The sequence below is a fragment of the Psychrobacter sp. Arc9 genome, from assembly GCF_041431295.1.
Classification (GTDB): Bacteria; Pseudomonadota; Gammaproteobacteria; order Pseudomonadales; family Moraxellaceae; genus Psychrobacter.
In genome coordinates this window covers 1-19,919 of record NZ_JASMRK010000028.1, presented here as the reverse complement: position 1 = coordinate 19,919, position 19,919 = coordinate 1, and the positions used below count along the sequence as shown (strand labels likewise).

The 19,919-nt window shown below is 43.9% G+C and carries 17 protein-coding genes and 1 pseudogene; 9 read left to right on the top strand and 9 right to left on the bottom strand.

The window, feature by feature from the left end; genetic code table 11:
• Positions 1-2 precede the first annotated feature (2 nt).
• The 3 genes from QO187_RS11885 to nhaA form a co-directional block, all read right to left on the bottom strand.
• Positions 3-1,391 (bottom strand): oxygenase MpaB family protein, encoded by a 1,389-nt coding sequence (locus QO187_RS11885; protein ID WP_371548452.1) that lies wholly within the window; start codon positions 1,389-1,391, stop codon positions 3-5.
• A 77-nt stretch (positions 1,392-1,468) separates the two neighbouring features.
• On the bottom strand, positions 1,469-2,071 hold the full coding sequence (locus tag QO187_RS11880) for a DUF2799 domain-containing protein (RefSeq protein ID WP_371548450.1): 603 nt from the start codon (positions 2,069-2,071) through the stop codon (positions 1,469-1,471).
• Between the two features lie 215 nt (positions 2,072-2,286).
• Positions 2,287-3,489 (bottom strand): Na+/H+ antiporter NhaA, encoded by a 1,203-nt coding sequence (gene nhaA, locus QO187_RS11875; protein ID WP_102091810.1) that lies wholly within the window; start codon positions 3,487-3,489, stop codon positions 2,287-2,289.
• 465 nt (positions 3,490-3,954) lie between these two features.
• Here nhaA and QO187_RS11870 point away from each other — a divergent pair, with 465 nt between their 5' ends.
• A complete protein-coding gene (locus tag QO187_RS11870; RefSeq protein WP_101206038.1) occupies positions 3,955-4,710 on the top strand; it encodes a TSUP family transporter in 756 nt (251 codons plus the stop codon).
• 96 nt (positions 4,711-4,806) lie between these two features.
• Here the strand turns inward: QO187_RS11870 and QO187_RS11865 are convergent, their stop codons facing one another.
• The 3 genes from QO187_RS11865 to radC form a co-directional block, all read right to left on the bottom strand.
• Positions 4,807-6,183 (bottom strand): dicarboxylate/amino acid:cation symporter, encoded by a 1,377-nt coding sequence (locus QO187_RS11865; protein ID WP_101206037.1) that lies wholly within the window; start codon positions 6,181-6,183, stop codon positions 4,807-4,809.
• A gap of 515 nt (positions 6,184-6,698) precedes the next feature.
• Positions 6,699-9,629 carry an acyl-CoA dehydrogenase gene (locus QO187_RS11860; RefSeq protein WP_371548447.1) on the bottom strand — a complete coding sequence of 977 codons (2,931 nt, stop codon included), beginning with the start codon at positions 9,627-9,629 and terminating at the stop codon, positions 6,699-6,701.
• Between the two features lie 349 nt (positions 9,630-9,978).
• Positions 9,979-10,662 (bottom strand): DNA repair protein RadC, encoded by a 684-nt coding sequence (radC, locus tag QO187_RS11855; protein WP_160023559.1) that lies wholly within the window; start codon positions 10,660-10,662, stop codon positions 9,979-9,981.
• Between the two features lie 128 nt (positions 10,663-10,790).
• Here radC and coaBC point away from each other — a divergent pair.
• The 3 genes and pseudogenes from coaBC to QO187_RS11840 all read left to right on the top strand — a co-directional run.
• Positions 10,791-11,585: pseudogene (gene coaBC, locus QO187_RS11850) on the top strand (bifunctional phosphopantothenoylcysteine decarboxylase/phosphopantothenate--cysteine ligase CoaBC); the annotation flags it as partial.
• Positions 11,559-12,206 carry a phosphopantothenoylcysteine decarboxylase gene (locus QO187_RS11845; RefSeq protein WP_371548468.1) on the top strand — a complete coding sequence of 216 codons (648 nt, stop codon included), beginning with the start codon at positions 11,559-11,561 and terminating at the stop codon, positions 12,204-12,206. The pseudogene coaBC and the gene QO187_RS11845, both read left to right, overlap by 27 nt.
• Before the next feature lie 80 nt (positions 12,207-12,286).
• Positions 12,287-13,069, top strand: a complete 783-nt coding sequence (locus QO187_RS11840; protein ID WP_101206033.1) for a sulfite exporter TauE/SafE family protein — start codon at positions 12,287-12,289, stop codon at positions 13,067-13,069.
• A gap of 32 nt (positions 13,070-13,101) precedes the next feature.
• Here QO187_RS11840 and QO187_RS11835 read toward each other — a convergent pair whose 3' ends face one another.
• The 3 genes from QO187_RS11835 to QO187_RS11825 all read right to left on the bottom strand — a co-directional run bounded on the left by QO187_RS11835 (position 13,102) and on the right by QO187_RS11825 (position 16,138).
• Positions 13,102-14,016 (bottom strand): histone deacetylase, encoded by a 915-nt coding sequence (locus QO187_RS11835; protein WP_371548445.1) that lies wholly within the window; start codon positions 14,014-14,016, stop codon positions 13,102-13,104.
• Between the two features lie 127 nt (positions 14,017-14,143).
• On the bottom strand, positions 14,144-14,998 hold the full coding sequence (locus tag QO187_RS11830; RefSeq protein ID WP_371548443.1) for a hypothetical protein: 855 nt from the start codon (positions 14,996-14,998) through the stop codon (positions 14,144-14,146).
• Between the two features lie 30 nt (positions 14,999-15,028).
• The gene (locus tag QO187_RS11825) at positions 15,029-16,138 is read right to left on the bottom strand and encodes a hypothetical protein (protein WP_371548441.1); all 1,110 of its coding nucleotides are present in this window, start codon (positions 16,136-16,138) and stop codon (positions 15,029-15,031) included.
• 162 nt (positions 16,139-16,300) lie between these two features.
• Here QO187_RS11825 and ccmA point away from each other — a divergent pair, with 162 nt between their 5' ends.
• The 5 genes from ccmA to ccmE all read left to right on the top strand — a co-directional run bounded on the left by ccmA (position 16,301) and on the right by ccmE (position 19,802).
• Positions 16,301-16,930, top strand: coding sequence for a heme ABC exporter ATP-binding protein CcmA (gene ccmA / locus QO187_RS11820; protein ID WP_102094070.1), 630 nt, complete (start codon positions 16,301-16,303; stop codon positions 16,928-16,930).
• Between the two features lie 84 nt (positions 16,931-17,014).
• Positions 17,015-17,722: a heme exporter protein CcmB gene (locus QO187_RS11815; protein WP_102094084.1), complete on the top strand. Its 708-nt coding sequence runs from the start codon at positions 17,015-17,017 to the stop codon at positions 17,720-17,722.
• A 300-nt stretch (positions 17,723-18,022) separates the two neighbouring features.
• On the top strand, positions 18,023-18,811 hold the full coding sequence (gene ccmC, locus QO187_RS11810; RefSeq protein WP_057761594.1) for a heme ABC transporter permease CcmC: 789 nt from the start codon (positions 18,023-18,025) through the stop codon (positions 18,809-18,811).
• A 16-nt stretch (positions 18,812-18,827) separates the two neighbouring features.
• Positions 18,828-19,058 carry a heme exporter protein CcmD gene (gene ccmD, locus QO187_RS11805; RefSeq protein ID WP_102094072.1) on the top strand — a complete coding sequence of 77 codons (231 nt, stop codon included), beginning with the start codon at positions 18,828-18,830 and terminating at the stop codon, positions 19,056-19,058.
• 243 nt (positions 19,059-19,301) lie between these two features.
• On the top strand, positions 19,302-19,802 hold the full coding sequence (gene ccmE / locus QO187_RS11800) for a cytochrome c maturation protein CcmE (protein ID WP_238069319.1): 501 nt from the start codon (positions 19,302-19,304) through the stop codon (positions 19,800-19,802).
• Positions 19,803-19,919 lie beyond the last annotated feature (117 nt).

Below are 19,919 nucleotides of genomic sequence, written 5' to 3'. Positions count from 1 at the left end.
ATCTACTTATAATAGTCATCGTTCTTTTTTAGCCACCAGTTCATATTGTCTTGGCGCTGGGCACGAAAGGCTTCTAGCTTTTCAGCAATAGTTTTATTGTGCTGCCGTGCGGTATCAAGCGCAAAAAGAATTGGCACAGAAGACAACACGCCAAATCGTATCTTTGATTTTGGTAAATCCAATCCATCACCAATATCATCACCGACCAAAGTCCGAGTGACACTCGCGTTGACCATCTCGACGAAACGTCCACGCCGATTGTCTTCACCCATCAGTTGACGTGGTAAGTCATGCAAGGCTTTTGCCAGTGGCTGTCCCATCTTAAAATCTAGCTGCTGAATCGATAGGTACGTATACAGCCACTCCCAGCATGCCGCTTCATCTTTTGGCAGACGATCTAAATCAACGCCCATCCAATAACTGGCCAGATTCCATAAGTGCAAAATTCCTTCGGCTTCTTCTGTGCTAATACGCGCGCCCAGCAGGCGCAGGCCGCGCATAATCAATAAGGAGAACTGTAAGTGGGTGGCAATCATATCGGTTTGATTGATAGGGATGCCCCAATAATCGGTATTCCAGCTACCATCAGGATTATGATGTTGGTCGGCGTTTGGTATCACGCCAGCTGCCGCATTACCTTTGCCTTTGAGTAAGTTTTGCCGTACCAAAGTATGTATTTGTCGTACTTGGATCGATTGTCGCCAGCCCTCAGAGCCAATGGATAACACTTGCTCGATAGGTTTATTTTGATTGTGTGTGCTCACATCAGATGAGGGATGTTCAGACACAGCCAAGATATAAGCATAAGTACGCATCAATCGCGGTAGCGCATCGTGCATCAGTGCGCCTGTCTGAATAAGTGGTAGCGAGAGGGCAGGGATGCTATAGCCGGCCATCAGAGCAACATTACGCAGTAGCCAAATGAGCATTAATGGATAGCGCCGATAGGCAACCGCACCTATCTGGGCAAGCTTTGGGTCGAACCAGTCAGGATGGCTGCTAAATTGCTCAGTGAGCGCGCTAAATGATGAATTGTTTACAAGGTCGTTGTTTATAAGATAATTGCTTGCAGGATTGTTGTTTGGACTATCGCTAAGAATAGTATGCTGTAAGGGCTTCGCAAACTTTATGCTCTGTGCAGCTAACGCGTCTGCAAGCGGATCGCCAATATCATAACCTGCCACTATCTCATTTAGTAGAGCAGGCGAGATCGTAAAGTCTTTTGGTAATAAATAACGTTTAATGCGTTTTAAAACCTGCAAATCGCTATGGTCATCGATAGCAGTGGTACGTCCATGACGCTGATAAGTGTTCGATGATTGAGCATTCGATGATTGAAAGTCAGGTTTGTCAGTTGAAGTACTTGCCGTATTGATGATTTTCTTATCCATAGTTATCAAGTACCATTTTCAGAGTGAGGACATGCCTTAGAACGTAAAACTTGCATTGCGATAGCTTCGCATCCCAGTCATTCGTAAAAATTACTGGATTGGTTCAATGAATCCAATTGCTGCTGCGTCTTTTGGATACGGCGTTTGGTATCACGAATCTCATCAGATAGAGATAGCAGCCGTGCACGGGCTTCTTTTTCATTAGAAAAGTCTAGCATTTCACCATTTTCTAGCTTATCGAATTCTGATTGGTAAGTATCTAAGAGGTGATTGTCTTTGTCTAATTGACTGTCTAAGGCGTAATAATCTAGCCCTTTTTGATTAGCCGCTTGCAATGTGTTGGCCATAGCAATTGGACAAACATTGTTTAATTGACGACCACGTCTACCGATATTATAGGCATTATTGATAGTGCAGTATTGTTGTAGACCAAGTTTACGACCGCGCTCCCATGCTTGGTAGTCGGGGGCGACACTGGCTTTGGCACAGGCTTTTGTATGAGATGCTAATCGGTCTGAATGATAACCTGCCACGCCATCGTTATAGCCGATAGCTTGCCAATCACCGATGAGACATTCTTGCTTGGAGAGTGTTGCACAGCTTGCTAGCAGATAAATACTACCGAACACAGATAACCCTAATGCCAGTTGACGTACAACGCGGTGTATAGGTCGGTACATGGTTAGCTCCGATAGCTGTAATAATTATGATAACGATAATAACTATGAACACAAATAAATGATGCAATTAATCACGTTATATAGTCTAGTCATCGATTGCTAGGTCACTTGTAGGTATCTCGATAACGTACATACAAATAAAATAGAGCAGCTTATAAGTGGGATCAATATTAAGCAGTACCACTATAAGCTACTCTATATCTCAAAGGTATTCATTAATGCGGGCGAGTCAAGTCGACCGATGTACCGCTAGCATTATCTTTCAAGCTCATTTTTAGCATGATGTAACCAGCAATACCAGAGACGATTGAACCCATGATAATACCCAAGCGCTCATCAAACATAGTGGTGTCGCCAGCAAATGCCAAACCACCGATGAACAAACTCATGGTAAAACCAACACCGCACAATAGAGCTGCACCGTAGATTTGCTTATAGTCCATACCTTTTGGCATGGTTGAGATACCAAGCTTAAAGATTAACCAGCACATGAACATGACGCCTAACTGCTTACCAATAAACAAACCAGCGGCAATACCTAGCGGCACTGAGTGGAATAGCTCAGCAAAACCTGCGCCTTCGAGCGAGATACCCGAGTTGGCAAAAGCAAAGATTGGCAAAATACCAAAGGCGACGGTATTGTGTAGATCGTGCTCTAGCTCTTCAAGCGGAGAGTGCTCAGGATCAGTACGATCGAACATCGGGATAAACAGTGCTAATACCACACCTGCCAATGTTGCATGGATACCAGACTTGAGTACGGCAATCCACATGATCAGACCAATGAGTAGATATGGCGTGATATTGGTGACGTTACGGCGATTAAGAACATATAAAAACGGCAAACATAAACCAGCTACTGCCAATGACTCTAACGACAACTCACTGGTATAAAACAAAGCGATAATCAGAATCGCACCAATGTCATCAAAGATAGCAATAGAGACCAAAAAGACCTTTAAAGAGTTAGGTACACGGTTACCTAAGAGACTCAAAATACCGAGTGCAAAGGCAATATCTGTCGCCGCAGGAATGGCCCAGCCTTTCCAAAACTCAGGCTCATTGTAGTTAAAGAGCAGATAGACAATCGCTGGCATAATCATACCGCCAAGTGCAGCCCCTGCTGGCAGTATTATCTGTTTGACGTTGGACAGCTCACCGATGAGTACTTCACGCTTAAGCTCTAATCCAACCAAGAAAAAGAAAACCGCCATCAGACCATCGTTAATCCAGTGATGAGCGTCTTTGGCAATCGCAAACTCACCAATCTGAATGGCGACTGGTGCATGAATAAAACCTTCATACCAAACATTAAGAGGGGAGTTGGCAATGATCATTGCAGCAATGGCAGCCAATGCTAAGACGATACCGCCTGCTGCCTCAAATTCAAAAAATGCTTTAATCCTTCGTATTGCCATATCATCCTCATTCGCTAAATACAATTTACTAAATAACCTCAAATATCCATCAATGTCTGCGCTACCTATAATTTTGAGGTAGCAAATAGACAGAAACAGTTTCTCATACTCTTATCAATATAGACAACAAAATACGTTGAGCCAGTGCCAACGGTCTACTTTTTTATATTCACAATAGCAATATTATAAAGAGGATTTGACGAGCACAATAGTTGTAAGTCGTTACATCTTTTTAATAAGTCGCTATTCGGTTGAGCATATTCGGAATGTTATTAGACAAATTTAGCAGACTTTGTTACGTTTTTGGCTTTTTTTACGGTTTTATCTTTATAATGAGCAGCGCTGTGCGACGTGTCATTATTTCTTTTGCTAGCACTGGTAAGCTGTCAGCTTATCGATAACGATATTTTAGCCTTATCTCATAACTCCTTTTTCTCTTCTTATAATATTTTGCAGGTCAGTGTCATGGACTTAACTTTCTCGTTAGAGATTATTTTAATGCTTACTGCGGTGGCCGCATTGGCAGGATTTATTGATGCTATCGCTGGCGGCGGCGGATTGTTGACTATCCCTGCCATGCTACTGGCCAACATCCCACCAGTATTAACGCTTGGTACCAATAAACTCCAAGCGGCATCAGGCGCGCTAGCTGCGTCTATTACTATGATTAGAAAAGGGGTCGTCAAACCGCAACGTATCAAAGTCGCTATTATCGCCGCTTTTATTGGTTCCGTTATTGGCACCATCGCTGTACAGATGTCACCACCTGACTTGCTTGAAAAGGTTATTCCATTTTTAATTGCGGCTATCGGTATCTATACATTATTTGCTCCTAGATTGGGTGAAGTAGAGGCGGCACCGCGTATCTCAGAGAGTAAGTGGCAAAAAGTCGTGGCACCGTTGATTGGTTTTTATGATGGTTATATTGGTCCAGGTACTGGGATGTTTTTTGCGCTTGGCAATGTGGCATTACGTGGTCGTCAAATTATCGAAGCAACAGGTGCAGCTAAGGTATTGAATTTATCGACCAATATTGGCTCGTTAATCTTCTTTATTTTGGGTGGTAACGTACTGTGGAAAGTGGGGCTAGCGATGATGGTTGGACAAACCATCGGTGCCTATTTTGGCTCACATATGGTGGTCAAAGGCGGTAGCAAATTGATTCGTCCAGTAATTGTATTGGTCTGTCTGGCGATGTTGACTAAGTATGTATTTGGCTAACTAATTGTTTGTTTGACTGATTATTAATCATAAAAAAACCTCAGCCAATTCGACTGAGGTTTTTTATTTTATTTACTTCTATCTAGCAAGCGTGGGTTAGCGGCGACGATCGACATCATCGTATTCACTACCCATGATGCCATCACTAAAGACTTCAGAGAACTCACGCTCATTGTCTTCATCGATATGACCATCAAATACATCTTTTGCACCAGCGTTAGGATCGTTGTAAATAGCCAGATCCATTTTGCCTTCTGATTTTGCCACGATAGTAGTAACAGCAGCATCACCACCGACGTTTACAGCAGTACGTAACATATCAAGGATACGATCCACACCCAAGATTAGACCGATACCTTCGATTGGCAGACCCACTTGAGCAAATACCATAGACAGCATGATTAGACCAACACCAGGTACACCAGCCGTACCAACAGACGCCAGTACTGACATCAAGATGACGGTTAAGTATTCGGTCACACCCAAATCAATGCCGTAAATGTTGGCAATAAAGATGGTCGCAGTACCCTGCATGATAGCCGTACCATCCATATTGATGGTAGCACCAAAAGGAACAGTGAACGACGCAACTGAGTTGTTTACACCCATACGCTTGGTAACCGTACGCAAGGTAATAGGAATCGTCGCGTTTGAGCTTGAGGTACTAAAAGCAAAGATTTGTACTTCACGCATTTTTGCCAAGAACGTCTTGATAGACAAGCCTGAAGACACTTTTAGTACAATCATCATGGTGATAAAGAAGTGGAAGGCCAATGAACCGACCAATACCGCGACATAACCAAGTAGTGACCAAATCAAGTCTAAACCTAGCTCTGCCATTGCTTTGGTCAATAGCGCAAATACACCATATGGTGCAAGGTTCATGATGATCGTGACCATCTTTAAGATAACTTCGTTGATTAGCTCTAGGCTCTGCACTAAGCCTTTGGCAGGTTTACCTACCATCAAGATACTGACACCAATCAAAATAGCAAAGAAGATGATCGATAACATATCGCCATTTGCCATCGCACTGATTGGGTTCGATGGGATAATGTTAGAGAATACATCAAGTAGAGGCGGCGCTGACGCAGCTTCAAACTCGGCTTCCGTTCCGATATTCATGCCTTTACCGATACCGAATAACGAGCCAAGACCAATTGCAGTCGCAATAGCGAGTGCAGTGGTTATCATATAAATAATGAACGTTTTGGTACCAATACGTCCAAGTAGGCGAATATCACCAATACCGCATACACCGCAAATCAGTGAGATAAGCACCAAAGGTACGACCAACATTTTTAGCGAGTTGACAAATAGTTTACCAACAATGGCAAGGAAGCCATTGGTGATGTACGTATTAACAAAGCCACCTTCGCCGTTCAATCCTGAGTAGTTTAGAAATAGGCCCAGTCCAATACCGAGCACCATGGCAACAATGATCTTGCCCGTCAGTCCCAAATTCTTCCACATAATTCATATCCTTTGTGTGCATAACAGCTTTATAGTAAGTGTTCATTAGCCAACATGATTGTACTTATCAGCCTTACTACAAAGCTTGTTATGACTATTAAGTTCCCGTGATTGTCGCTCGATGTCACATTTTCGTGGACAATATAAAAGAATAGCTAAGGGCACTGCAAGATTTTTTTCTGATTTTATTCTAAATGTACATGCCTCGTTACAACTATGTGCCCATAATATAGTCAATATTTATTCTAAACGGTTTGTTTCCCATATGAAACAAAATATTCATGAAAGAGTTTTTAGGGTAAGCGAATATGTCAAACTATTGATATCAAACCGTTGATTTTAAATTATCCAAATGCAAAGGAAAGAATATGATTAATTAAGCTTGAAATTTCTAATAGACCAAAAAAAGCCAGACTATCGTTTATAGATAGTCTGGCTAATGAAAAGTAAAAATTTTACTATAAAATCTAATAATACTCAGTTTCTAATACTAATATCAAAAACAGCATAGACTTTTAAACTTTATCGTCTTTTTCGCGTGATAAAGGTGATTGGCGTTCTAAAGGTTTGATATCATTATCACTTACTCCAGTATTGATCTCGTCAGGTGGTGCAATATGACGATTATGATTATTGCCCATACGCTCGTTAAGATGTGATTCAGCATCACGATGTCGATGATCGAGTGCCTCTATCTCAGGCTCTGACTCTTCAAAATCTGTCTGAGAATTTACTTCTTTGACAGTATCTTGCTCACTGACTAACTCTACATCGCCATCACTTTCATAACCATGATTAGGATTGGCATCACCAGTATGATTGTCTGTGTTTGCAGGTCTGTCTAGATCATTAATAGCTGGTTCGTTAGTGGCTAGCTCATCGACGACAGATGCATCGGTATCCACAGCGATACCGTTTTTACTCTGAGCTTGTCTTTTTAGCTGTGCATAATCAGTCAGTTGATGAACTGCATTTTCAAGCGCATGCGGATTATCACGTTCTAGCGCTTCCGATAGATGCTCGTCAAACGTATCGGTCAATAACGAATCAAAACGCATGGCATTATATTGAATCAGAACTTCTGCTTCTTCTTCGGTAATGCCGCCATTTTGACTGGCGTGTACCACATGGTCTTCAAAGGTTAGACCTTCAAAGCTGTCTTGATGCTCTGCCTTTTTGAACTTTTGCCACAATGGTTCGATTTCGACCAACGTCTGATAAGCATGTTCCATACGACCAGTTACATCGTCTGCATCGGTATTGTAATAAACCATGGTTTTCAGATAATCGCGGAACGGGTTGGCTGCAAAATCATCCATGAAAGTATCACCCAACTGGCGTTTTAGCTCATCGCTTGCTGGGGTAAAGATACGTCCACTTGGGAAAGTCACAAAGCTAACCACATTGGCTGCCATACGATTTGGGAAGTTGGCGAAGAATGACACGAAGGCTTCTTGAATCGTGTACAAGCTGTTTTGTAGCGCAACTTCAGCATGTAAGCGCTCAGACTCTGATTTACTACCATGCTCATAAAACTGCAAAATAGCAGTCGCAATAAATAGATGACTATGAATATCTGCTAAGCGACCAGAGAGCATCTCTTTACGCTTTAAATCTCCTGCTAATAGTCCTAATGCCATGTCAGCAGTTAGGGCAAAGCTCGCACTTAAACGGTTAATGTGTTTGTAATAGGGACGGGTAAAGGCATCTGCGAAATTCGGCGCCTTATCGCTACCACCGATGTAACCTGCGACAAAAGCTTTTGCACCACGGTTAAACGTGTAGCCTAAATGTTTGAAGAAAAGGGTATCAAATTTTTCAGTAGCAGCCGCTTTGTCTTCGCTTTGTAGTAACTGAAGCTCGTCGAATAAATAAGGATGACAACGCATCGCACCTTGACCAAAGATCATGAGCGAGCGGGTCAAAATGTTGGCACCTTCGACAGTGATGGAAACAGGAATCGCTTGATAAGGTGTCGCTAAGAAATTGCGTGGACCCATCTGTACAGCACGACCACCGACCACATCCATACCGTCGTTGACAACGCTACGCATGGTTTCAGTCGCATAGTATTTTGCCATGGCAGTCATGACTGAGGGCGTGCCACCTTGGTTTAATCCGCAAGTGACCAAATGTCGGAACGCTTCTAACATATAAGTGTTACTCGCCATACGGCTAGTGGCGTCCTGTACACCTTCAAACTTACCTACTGAAATTTTGAACTGTTCGCGAACTTTGGCGAATGCACCAACAGACAGATAGGTCATTTCACTGGCTGATGTCGACAGAGCGGGTAGAGAGATACCTCGACCAACGCCCAAGCATTCCATCAGCATGCGCCAGCCACGACCAGCATTCTCGACACCGCCGATGATGTAATCTAATGGGATAAAGACGTCCTTGCCATCGACTGTACCATTCATAAATGGTGAGCCAATTGGATTATGACGTGGTCCTGTTACCACACCTTCGTGGTTAGCTGGAACGAGGGCACAAGTAATACCGTAATCGGTTTTTTTAGGATTGCCAAGCAGACCTTCAGGGTCGTGCATTTTAAATGCTAAACCAACAACAGTAGCGACAGGTGCTAGGGTAATCCAGCGCTTTGAGAAGTTCATGCGTAAGCCAAGCACTTGCTCGCCTGCGTGCATGCCGTAACAGACCACACCTGTATCAGGAATCGCACCTGCATCAGAGCCGGCTTCGGGCCCAGTCAAACCAAAGCAAGGTACTTCATCACCTTTCGCAAGACCTGGCAACCAGCGCTGCTTTTGCTCGTCCGTACCGTAATGCATCAATAGCTCACCAGGGCCGAGCGAGTTGGGAACCATACAGGTTACAGCGGCAGTCGGCGAGCGCGAAGCAATCTTGCTCATTACACGGCTTTGCGCATAAGAGCTAAATTCTAAGCCGCCAAATTCTTTTGGAATAATTAAACCTAAGAAGCCATTACTTTTGATGAATTGCCATGCCTCAGGTGATAAGTCCTTATCTTTATGCTGGATTTGCCATTCATCAAGCATGGCGCATAAGGTTTCTACTTCATTATCGATGAAACTCTGCTCTTCTTCTGAAAGCCGCGGATAAGGATAATTGGCAAAGGTATCCCAGTTCGGCGCACCCATAAACAACTCTTTTTCCCACCAACTAGTACCCGCATCAAGCGCTTCACGTTCTGTATCACTCATACTTGGCATCGCACCGCCTAGCGCTTTATATACAGGCTTAGTGATTAACGATTGGCGAAGCGGTGCAACGAGTAAGACCAAACACAGTAGCGCCATTGGTATACCCAAAATGAGCGACCATGGGCTGATAATTGCGGTGACGATAACCGTAATCAGGGCGACGATGCTACCGGTGACCCGTGATAAGGACAACAAAAAGATGGCCAAGACCACGGCTAACTGAATGATGACTGCCAAAATAAACAAGCCAATTGCCATGACTATCTCCTTTAAAGCGCTGAATAAGAAATGCGAAAAGTACGTAAGTGAATAAGCTAACTATAATTATTTTTCGTCTTGCCACTCACTGTCTTACAAGTAAATCGAATAATTTGTTAATCTTTAAATGCTCGGTTCTACGTCTTTTAAATACTAGTATTGATGGTCTAGTAAGTAATTGACAAATAAATGGCAAGAATGGCTACTAATATGAAACAGTTGTCGATAACTATCAAGAGCCAAAATGCTACGCTCTGTCGATGATATGTATCAAACATCATTGTTTATAGGTTAATCATATGTCTAGTTGGAACACGTAGCCAGCTATTATCGAAAACTTGTCAAAGAGCTAACCAAAAGGGGCAAGGCAACTCTCGGCATAAGACAAAGTGTCGTTACGTCCGACGATGATGTGATCGACAAGCGAGATATCTAACAGGTCACAGGCTTTTTTTAGCTCATAGGTCAGTAAGTTATCAGCGGTCGATGGCTTGGCATCGGTATGAGGATGATTGTGGGCGATGATAAGTTGGCTAGCAGCGTGGCTTAGTGCATGCCGCAGTACGTGCTTGATGCAGACCGAGCATGATGAGATGCCACCCGTGAATAATATCTCAAAGTTTAAAAGGTTGAGGGCATTATCCAGACAGAGTACTGCAAATACTTCACGGTGCTCGCCGCGTAACTGGGTACTGATATAGTCTTTGACTGCTTGTGAGCGGCCAAGTGCTTGCCCAGTTTTGAGTTGGCTGTCCAGATAGCGCGTACCCATCTCAAGTGAGGCTAATATTTGGGCGTACTTTGCAGGGCCCATACCATGACAGGCAAGAACCGTCTTTTGAGGGGCGGCTAATAGCTCGGCTAAGCTACCAAACTGATCAATCAAATGCCGCGCTAATTCAATCGCTGATTGAGACTGAGTACCCGTACGCAAAAATATGGCCAGTATCTCGGCATCAGACAAATGAGCTGCACCAAATTTTAAAAGTTTTTCGCGTGGTCTGTCATCCTCATGCCAGTCTTTAATCGCCATTGCCACTCCTTAAGAATAAATTGCTAGTTGTTATCTGAGGTAAATACGGAAAATCTTACCCAATTTATCTCATAATTGTTACTATAAGCGCAATTTTATCTTTTCACTTTTTTGTTGATGCCACGCTTATGTCCAATATTGTGCTTGCTATTACTGGCGGTATCGCCGCTTATAAATCTGCTATATTTGCCCGCTTGTTAGTTAAGGCAGGCTTTGATGTGCGCGTTATCATGACGACAGGTGCACAAGCATTTATCACACCGCTGACTCTACAGGCGTTGACGGGTAACGAGGTGCACGTGTCGTTGCTCGATGAGCAGGCAGAGGCAGGCATGGGGCATATTGAGCTGGCCAAGTGGGCCGACTTAATCGTCATTGCACCTGCTTCAGCCAATACGCTTGCGCGTCTGGCCATGGGTATGGCTGATGATCTATTGACTACAGTGTGCCTTGCCACTACAGCGCCTGTCATTATTGCTCCTGCCATGAATCAGCAGATGTGGGCGCATCCAGCGGTCAATCTAAATGTGCAAACCTTGCGCGATATGAATTATCAGATTATCCAGCCAGCTAGCGGTGAGCAAGCGTGCGGTGATGTCGGAGCAGGGCGATTGCCTGAGCCTGAGCAGTTATTGGGTGAGGTTTTACTGTTCATAGCGATGAACACAACGCCGCAATTGCTGGCAGGCAAAAGAGTGGTCATTACCGCAGGTCCCACCGTAGAAGCGATTGATCCTGTGCGTTATTTATCTAACCACTCTTCAGGAAAAATGGGCTTTGCATTGGCGCGCGCCTGTGTGGCTGCTGGTGCAGACGTTGTCTTAATCGCTGGTGGTAAAGTGGCATTGCCCACGCCGCTTAATGTCACACGGATCGATGTGCTGTCTGCTGAAGATATGCTGATAGCGGCGCAGCAATGTGTAGATGGCACGCATAGCGAGCTTCAATTTGTCCTTGAAGATGAGCACGACCATTCTCATGATCACACGCATGGTCATTCTCATAACCATTCCCACGAACATCATCATGGTGACTGTGGTTGCGGTGATGACGATGTAAGCGACCATGACCATAATGACAATCATGACTTGCTACAGTCTTATGATGACAATCAATTTGTGAAAGCAGATATCTTTATCGCGACCGCCGCCGTGGCAGATTATCGTACGGAAGAAGCTGCACCGCAAAAAATCAAAAAGACACAAGATGCCATGACGCTCAGTCTGGTTAAAAACCCTGACATTCTAGCGACGATTTCTCTTGCGCATCCGGAGCTATTTGTCGTTGGTTTTGCCGCAGAGACGCAAGATGTCGAGCGTTATGCCCGTGGTAAGTTGGTAGCAAAAGATTTGGATATGATTGCTTGCAATGATGTCTCACGTGTAGATATCGGTTTTGCTAGTGATGACAATGCGATGCAGGTGTTTTTCTCTGAGCGCTATGAGCGTGACGCGGTAACACTTGAGAAGACCAGTAAAGATAAAATTGCTGAGCAACTGGCTAGCATTATTGGTCAAGCAATCGGTCAACGTAAAGATAGTTAGAGCTACAGGCGCTAAATCTGATAGCTAGCATGTAGATAGTGTGTAGATACAGACGCTGAGCCTAAAATGGTGTGACCGATATGATGAATATAGCTGGTAACGATAGCACTCAGATGCTAGTGCTGACGATCATTTTTGCGCTTGCTTCACTGCTGCATGGTATTAGCGGACTTGGCGCAACGCTAGTGACGACCACTGCACTTGCTAGTATGTACCCATTGCAACACGCCATTGTGTTAGTGATTTTTCCCTCGCTAGTCGTTAATGTGATGACATGGCTAGTAGGCGGTGAACGCACCATTTGGCAAAACTTTATCTACTACGGCAGACGCTATTGGTTGCTTGCGCTTACTAGCCTATTAGGTAGCATTCTAGGTGCGAAACTCTTGCTATGGGTCGATAGCGCTTATATTCTCTTATTGTTGGCCGCGGTCATTGCCTTCTACGTTGTGAGTAGTTTACTCGGCAAACAAATCCGTCTACCAAACACCAAGCCTATGTTGATTGCCGTTGGCTTTGGTGCAGGCGTGATTGGCGGCTCGACCAATGCAATGTCGACCATACTGATGATGTATTTATTGTCTGCCAGTGACGATAAAAACACCATCGCCAAAGTCGGTAACATGTGCTATTTCTTAGGAAAGATTGCCCAAATTATCGTGTTGCGTGAGCCTATCATGGCATTGAGCAGTGGTGAGTGGCAGCTGATTACTTTTTTGAGTGTGCTGTCTATAGTCACACTGCTAGTTGGAATCCGTTTGCGTCGATATTTACCACAAGCGCGTTTTCGTCAGCTTATTTTATTAATCTTAATCGTGCTTGGAATACGCGTTGGCTGGCAAGGCATTACCGCATTGTTATAGCTAAAGATATAAGCCTTTTCAACAATATTTTATTAGACCAATTCTTCAAAAAATATCTGCTGTGCCAAACGAAAGGTATTACAGTGTGCCTCAACCACATCTTCGATATCTTCTGAATAGCCGCCACCCATCACGATAGCGACAGGGATATTGGCGGCTTTTGCTTGCTGCAGAACGTATTCATCACGCGCCTTGCACCCTGCTTGTGTCAAGCCAAGTTTGCCCAACTTATCAGTAGCGAGCACGTCGACAGCAGACTGATAAAAAATCATATCTGGTGCAACCTCAGCGATTAAGCGTGGCAGCGTGTCTCCTAATATCTGTAAATACTCAGCATCACCGGTATCATTGTCTAGCTCAATATCTAAGTCTGATACTTGCTTACGAAATGGATAGTTCTTTGCACCGTGCATGCTAAAGACAAAAACGCGGGGTTCATCTGCCATGATAAAGGCGTTGCCATTGCCTTGATGAACATCCAAATCGATAACTAAAATCTTCTGTGCCTGTCCACGATTTAGTAGTAAGTTGCTAGCGATACAAACATCATTGAAGACACAAAACCCTTCTCCATGACCAGCAAAGGAGTGATGAGTACCGCCTGCAACATTCATCGCCACGCCATATTGCTGAGCATATAGCGCGCATTCATACGTTGCATGGGCAATATAACGACCGCGCTCCACCAGCTGCGGGGTCATCTCAAATCCGATCGCACGAGCAGCCTTGCGCGGCAGTGTTTGGGTTTTAAGCTGATACCAGTACTCTGCGGTATGGGTGGTCAAAATCTCATCTTCGCTTAAGCGAGCAGGGGCAAAGAAGTTATCTTGGCTGATAGTGCCTTCTGCCAGTAAGCGCTCAGGAATCATAGTGTACTTTTGCATGGGGAAGCGGTGTTTTTCTGGCACGGAATAGCGAAAGACGTCAGAGTAGGCAATTTTTAGCATAAGAATTCTAGCTTAGTATTAATGGTTTTTGGATAGAAAAATAAAGAGATAAGTATCCGCTATCGTAGATTATGGCTTGATTGAAAAACCGGTTCATCGAATGAACTTAATTATCGAACGGACTGAACTATTGAACGGACTGAGTCGGTAAAAAGAACGTGCGCGCGTCTGACTGTTGACGTAGCTCGACAAGTAGCGTTTGCATGTCTTCAGCAGGGTCTTGATTATTAACCAAGTTGCCAAATAGCTCGTTGGCGACCGTAGTCATCGCAACCACGCTTTGTAATAAATGCTCAATAATCTCATTATCTATACCAACTGCTTCGACATCGATAGCATTTTTGTAGCGTATTTCACCATCGTTGACATCCATTTCTAGATTACCGACTAGCATGTCATAGTTGATTTGGGTGATAAGTAGCATCGCAGCGCTTTGATGAGTTTCTGGTATCAAAAATGGCAAGATGCCATAGATGGCCAGTAGTTTGTTTTTTTCTTGCACCCGAAACAGATAGCCACAATTTATTTGCTTATGACGCATTCTTAAGGATAAATGATGCGATTTTTGGCTGTCGTTGGTTTTGGGTCGATAATGCGTGTAGTGCCACTGTTTGTTATTAAAGTATTGCTTTAAGCAGTCGACGATAGGTGTGTCACTCTGGTTTTGAGGTTCTGCATTTGCGCTATCGGTTTTTAAGTTATCGGTTTTGAGTTGAGATGTGTTTGCTTTCGCTTGATCACTATCCTGTTCGCTGCCTTGATTTGCCTCTAATTCATGAGAGATATCAGAGACAGTACTATCAGTAGCTTGAGAACTGATATCAGAAATATCAGCTGATATATTTTTTGTATTATTAATCTCGCTATCAGCAAGTGATGCACGCCCTTGCTCGCTTGCGCCATCGATGACTGACTGCGATGCGGCAGCAGTCAGTAACCGTTTGATTTTTTGCCACAAGCTGAGTTTATTGCGTTGACTCATAATAGTATGCTGACAAGTAAGGGTTATAAATTAATCGTGAGTGAATGCCAAGCCTTCTTTGATAGCAGGCTGTGCATAAAACGCTGCTAGCATTTCACGAATATGAGCTGTTAACCAAGGCGTCTCGAGAGCATCGTACACGATAGGCAGTAGTGTAGTGCTACATTGCTTCATAGCCGCTTCATCAATGTGCAAGCTCGCCGCGATGGTCGCCATCGTGTCAGACTGATGATTGGCATACCAAATGTCAATGCTTGCCGAGACTAAGCTGTGCAGATACGGTGACAGTCGCAGGCGGTCATAGCTTTGTTGGATACTGGCTTCGATATGGTCAATGCTACTATTACCAGGCTCATCGCTTAAATAGGTTTGTAGCTCACTAATGGGTTGGTCTTTGATACGATCCCAACCCATGACCATCAGACGCGCAACCTCTTCATTTGATAAGTGTTCTTGTGCATTGGCTTCAGCTTTGCGCGTCAAATCTTTGATATTGCGATGCAAGTAGGTTTGTAGTTTTTCATCGAGGTTTCTGTTGGTCGCCTTTTCAAAAGAGCTACGCCCAAGCTTCATCAATTTACCAACGCCACCTGCTTTATCGAGGGTGCTTTCCATAAAGTCGTTGATAGCGTGATAAAGTGTTTGGGTCAACAAATCTGCAAAGGTTTCGTTACCGACCAGCGTATGAATTAATATGTTGCGCTGCTGCTCGTGACTACCGATATAGTTGGCCAAAGTTTCAACTTGGGCATCATCGACCAGCTCAGATAAAGGCACATTGTCATTGACTGGGTGATAAATAATAGTGTGCAAAATATCACGGATGTCGGTACGCATTACCTCAGTCATCGGCTGATTTAACAGCCAGTCTTTCATCAGCTGCTGTAAATGGTCACAGGTAATATATTTGCTTAAAGGCTGCGCACCAAACCATTGCCAAGCTTCCATCGCTAGTGGCTCAGCTTGATTGTGCAACCACTGCTGTATAAAGTTAACTTGAGCATCGATCAAGCTATCTACTGTCAAACGGCTGGCTGATGGCTGTTTTGACAAGTTAGTGTCTGCGTTGTCATTTTTAGTTTCTGCAGCAGTATTAGGTTTTTGGCTATCTTGTGAAGTCGGCATAGGTTTTGAAGTCATATTTTAAAGTCGTATTTTTTTGAGGTCGTACTTTTTGAAGTCAGAGTAATCGACAATTTGTTATACTGTGTGTTTGTAGCGAGCATAGGGTATTATGCCATGAACATTGCCTTTGTTTGTGATGAATATTGACTACTGCTTGATAAATAACCAGAGGTTTTGATGACGGTTTTGGATACGCCTTTACTTGCACTTGATGAGCTGACAGTTCAGCGCGGTGAGATACCGCTGTGCGAAGGCGTTACGTTGCAGCTATCTGCGGGTAGTATTTGCCATCTAATCGGGGCAAATGGGACGGGAAAGACCACGTTACTCATGCAGTTGGCTGGATTGTTACCTGTTTTGTCAGGTGAAGTTACTTATCAACGACAATCGTGCCTGCCCATCCAGCCTTTATATGTCTCGCACCAGTTGGGCATTCATCCGAATTTGACAGTGGCACAAAACCTGACGTTTCTACTGAACTTATATGGTATTACGCCAAGCGCTGCTGATATTGACGATGCACTCACATGGGTTGGACTACAAGGGTTTGAAACGATCAGCTCAAGTCATCTATCAGCTGGGCAAACGCGGCGCATCACGCTGGCACGATTGTTCTTGTTAACTCCTGACGTGACACCGCTCTGGCTACTTGATGAACCTTTCACGGCGCTAGATGTCGATATGGTGGCACGTATGGAAGAGCGATTATGCGAATTTGCACAGGCTGGCGGGTCGATACTAATGACCAGTCATCAGGCAGTCGGTGTCGCCAATCAGGTGCTCGATTTGTCAAATTACATGGTATAAGTTTGATTGCTATCAGTACCATCAGTATACGTGCAAGGACAAATAATGACAGACAGTCCAATACAAGTAGGATCAGTAGCAGCCATGAATAAAAGCCCAAATGCTATTGTCGCAGTGCCTCGCAGTATTGGCTTCCTGCAGCTGTGGCGCCGTGAATGGCAAGTCAAGCAGCAAGGAGCGGTACAATGGTTGTATCCGTTAGTACTGTTCTTAGTGATTATTACTTTGTTTCCGTTGGCAGTCGGTAGTGAGCCTGCGCTATTGCAGCGTCTGGGCGTATCAGCAGTGTGGATTGCTGCATTGCTGTCACTGGTAATGGGTGTTGATGGATTATTTAAGCCTGCGCTTGATAATGGTACGCTTGCGCAATTGGTCGTGGCCAAAGCGTCACTACCGCTATGGGTGCTGATTAGACTGGTCATTCATTGGATTTTTAGTAGTGGTATTGTGGCAGTGCTTAGCTTGCTTGCCGTGCCGTTATTTCAGCTCAGTTGGTTTGAAGCGTGGATCTTGATGGCTTCTATCGTGACAGGTAGCCCAATGCTTTTGATGTTATCAGCAGTGGCCAGTAGTTTGACGCTATCGTTAAAGAATGGGGCAGTATTAGTGCCTTTGATTGCTTTACCGATGCAGTTGCCAGTCTTGATTTTTGCTACGGGTGCGGTTGATTTATTTGCCTCTGGGCTGAATGGTTTGCCTATCTTAGCTTTATTACTAGCAGGAAGTATTGTTTCTGTCCTAGTTATGCCTTGGGTGATTGCTACCACTTTAAAGATGTCATGGCTCAATTAAACGATTTGCTTGTTGCAATCTTAAAATCCAGATTTCGAAATTTGATTATCTAAACCCAGTTATATAAATCTAGTTATCTAAACCTAGCAATATAAATCTAGTTATCTGAACCTAGTTGTTTGAACCCTATATATTAACATCGTGGTGAAAACTGACAATTTTGCTATAATAGTCAATTGAATACGTAAACAGCTCTTTGTAGATTCTATCCAGTGTTTAACGCCAGCAGGTGAGTTGATAGTGTTGCTTTGATAGACCGCATCATTTATCACCAGTAAGCTGTGTAATAGGTTTCTTCCCATGCCCAACCTGAATAACGTCTCATCCCCTAGCTTGTGGCAGCGCATTTGGCAGGGTTTCTTGACCACTGTGGGTACCAAGCAGTTTTTTCGTATCTTTAGCCCTTGGGTCAAGTGGTTAGCGATATTAGCCAGTCTCTGTTTGCTCATTGGTAGCGTATGGGGCCTTGCTTTTGCGCCGCCTGATTATCTTCAGGGCAATAGCTATCGCATTATATTTATCCATGTGCCAGCGGCCAGTCTTGCCATTTCTATCTATTTTTCCCTTGCAGTTCTGGGAGTGATTTATTTGGTATGGAAGATTAAGACAGCCAGTTTGGTCGCGCAGGCACTTGCCCCGATGGGGTTTTTGCTGTGTGTTATCAGTTTGCTTACAGGCTCTATCTGGGCAAAACCAACATGGGGTACTTACTGGGTATGGGACGCACGCCTTACATCAATGCTGATATTAGCGTTTTTATACGCGGGCGTGATGGCGCTGTTTGCCGCTTTTGAGCATACGGCCAATCGCGGTAAAGCGGCCGCCATTTTATCTATTGTGGGCGCAGTGAACCTGCCTATTATCAAGTACTCAGTAGAGTGGTGGAATACCTTGCATCAAGGCGCGACCTTTAGTTTGACTGCCGCACCGAAGATGTCGGCAGATATGTGGATGCCCTTGCTACTGATGATTATCGGCAGCTATTTACTGGTTGCGACATTAGCGATTTATCGTACTAACACGCTGATTTTATACCGTGATCAAGGCAAAGCGTGGGTCAAAGAATACATTCGTGGTCAACACAAATAACGGCTAGGAAAATACTATGCAGCCTTACTTTTATAGCGTATCTGAGTTTTTCGCCATGGGTAAGCATGGGGTTTTTGTGTGGTCGTGCTGGGCGATAACGATCGGCGTGATGTTGGCCTTTATTATCTATAGCCGCAGACAGCGACAGTCACTTATCAAACAGCTGACCATCCAGCAAGCGCGTCAAGCACAACGGACGACCAAAACTTCAACGCCTGTGACTTCTGTGATTAGGCAATCTGAATAAAAATCAACTTAATATCATGGTTTTAGCGTAAGAAGCCGTATCCTTTTACTGACAAAAATATGACCTTGCGAATAGCGATGGGGCTTATTGATTTGTCCGAAAAATGCTACCATATAGCGATTAGAAGAGTACGATTAGAAAGACATTTTTAGAACGTTTTTCTAATGGTAGTTTCTTCAACATTTTCTGTTTTATAGATTGATTATGGTTTATAAAATAGTGACTCATTAATGGGGTAGTGGTATGAATGCAGTTCGTCGGAAAAAACTGACGTGGGTTATGTTTACGCTGGCAGGTGCGGCAGTAGCAGTTATGTTGGTTATCTATGCTATTGGACAGCAAACTGACTACTACTTTGATGCAACTGCGATTGCCCAAGGCGAAGCGCCTCAAGACAAACGTATTCGTGCTGGTGGTATGGTGGTTGCAGGTAGTGTGCAGCGCGCAGCAGATAATCCATTAAATGTTGAGTTTGCGATTACTGATTTTCAATCAACTGTGCCCGTGACTTACCAAGGTATTTTGCCAGACCTATTTGCTGAAAATTCAGGCGTCGTGGCTACGGGTAAAATGCAGGGCGATACTTTCGTCGCTGGTGAAGTATTGGCTAAACATGACGAAAACTATATGCCACCAGAAGTTGCCAAATCTATGAAAGAAAATAATCGCAGCGGAGCGATACCTTCTTCTGAACAGTATAATCCTGCTGAAAAGGTTCATGAGACTGAAACGTTACAACAGTAATGATTGTGAGTTTTCATACCATATAAAAAGCCACCGATTATTGAACTGAACCCCAAATCTTGGACGGTTTACGTTTATTTCAAGGACTGAGTTCTGTACTGTACAGGACTCAGTCCT

Bases quoted from the DNA above. Each gene is read 5' to 3' on its own strand.
- QO187_RS11845 (WP_371548468.1), top strand. From the start codon at position 11,559: ATGCTGATAGCGGCGCAGCAATGTGTAGATGGCACGCATAGCGAGCTT.
- QO187_RS11815 (WP_102094084.1), top strand. From the start codon at position 17,015: ATGAATAAAAGCCCAAATGCTATTGTCGCAGTGCCTCGCAGTATTGGC.
- QO187_RS11860 (WP_371548447.1), bottom strand. From the start codon at position 9,629: ATGGCAATTGGCTTGTTTATTTTGGCAGTCATCATTCAGTTAGCCGTG.
- ccmD (WP_102094072.1), top strand. From the start codon at position 18,828: ATGCAGCCTTACTTTTATAGCGTATCTGAGTTTTTCGCCATGGGTAAG.
- QO187_RS11835 (WP_371548445.1), bottom strand. From the start codon at position 14,016: ATGCTAAAAATTGCCTACTCTGACGTCTTTCGCTATTCCGTGCCAGAA.
- nhaA (WP_102091810.1), bottom strand. From the start codon at position 3,489: ATGGCAATACGAAGGATTAAAGCATTTTTTGAATTTGAGGCAGCAGGC.
- ccmC (WP_057761594.1), top strand. From the start codon at position 18,023: ATGCCCAACCTGAATAACGTCTCATCCCCTAGCTTGTGGCAGCGCATT.
- QO187_RS11870 (WP_101206038.1), top strand. From the start codon at position 3,955: ATGGACTTAACTTTCTCGTTAGAGATTATTTTAATGCTTACTGCGGTG.
- QO187_RS11885 (WP_371548452.1), bottom strand. From the start codon at position 1,391: ATGGATAAGAAAATCATCAATACGGCAAGTACTTCAACTGACAAACCT.
- ccmE (WP_238069319.1), top strand. From the start codon at position 19,302: ATGAATGCAGTTCGTCGGAAAAAACTGACGTGGGTTATGTTTACGCTG.
- QO187_RS11840 (WP_101206033.1), top strand. From the start codon at position 12,287: ATGATGAATATAGCTGGTAACGATAGCACTCAGATGCTAGTGCTGACG.
- QO187_RS11865 (WP_101206037.1), bottom strand. From the start codon at position 6,183: ATGTGGAAGAATTTGGGACTGACGGGCAAGATCATTGTTGCCATGGTG.
- QO187_RS11825 (WP_371548441.1), bottom strand. From the start codon at position 16,138: ATGACTTCAAAACCTATGCCGACTTCACAAGATAGCCAAAAACCTAAT.
- ccmA (WP_102094070.1), top strand. From the start codon at position 16,301: ATGACGGTTTTGGATACGCCTTTACTTGCACTTGATGAGCTGACAGTT.
- QO187_RS11880 (WP_371548450.1), bottom strand. From the start codon at position 2,071: ATGTACCGACCTATACACCGCGTTGTACGTCAACTGGCATTAGGGTTA.
- radC (WP_160023559.1), bottom strand. From the start codon at position 10,662: ATGGCGATTAAAGACTGGCATGAGGATGACAGACCACGCGAAAAACTT.
- QO187_RS11830 (WP_371548443.1), bottom strand. From the start codon at position 14,998: ATGAGTCAACGCAATAAACTCAGCTTGTGGCAAAAAATCAAACGGTTA.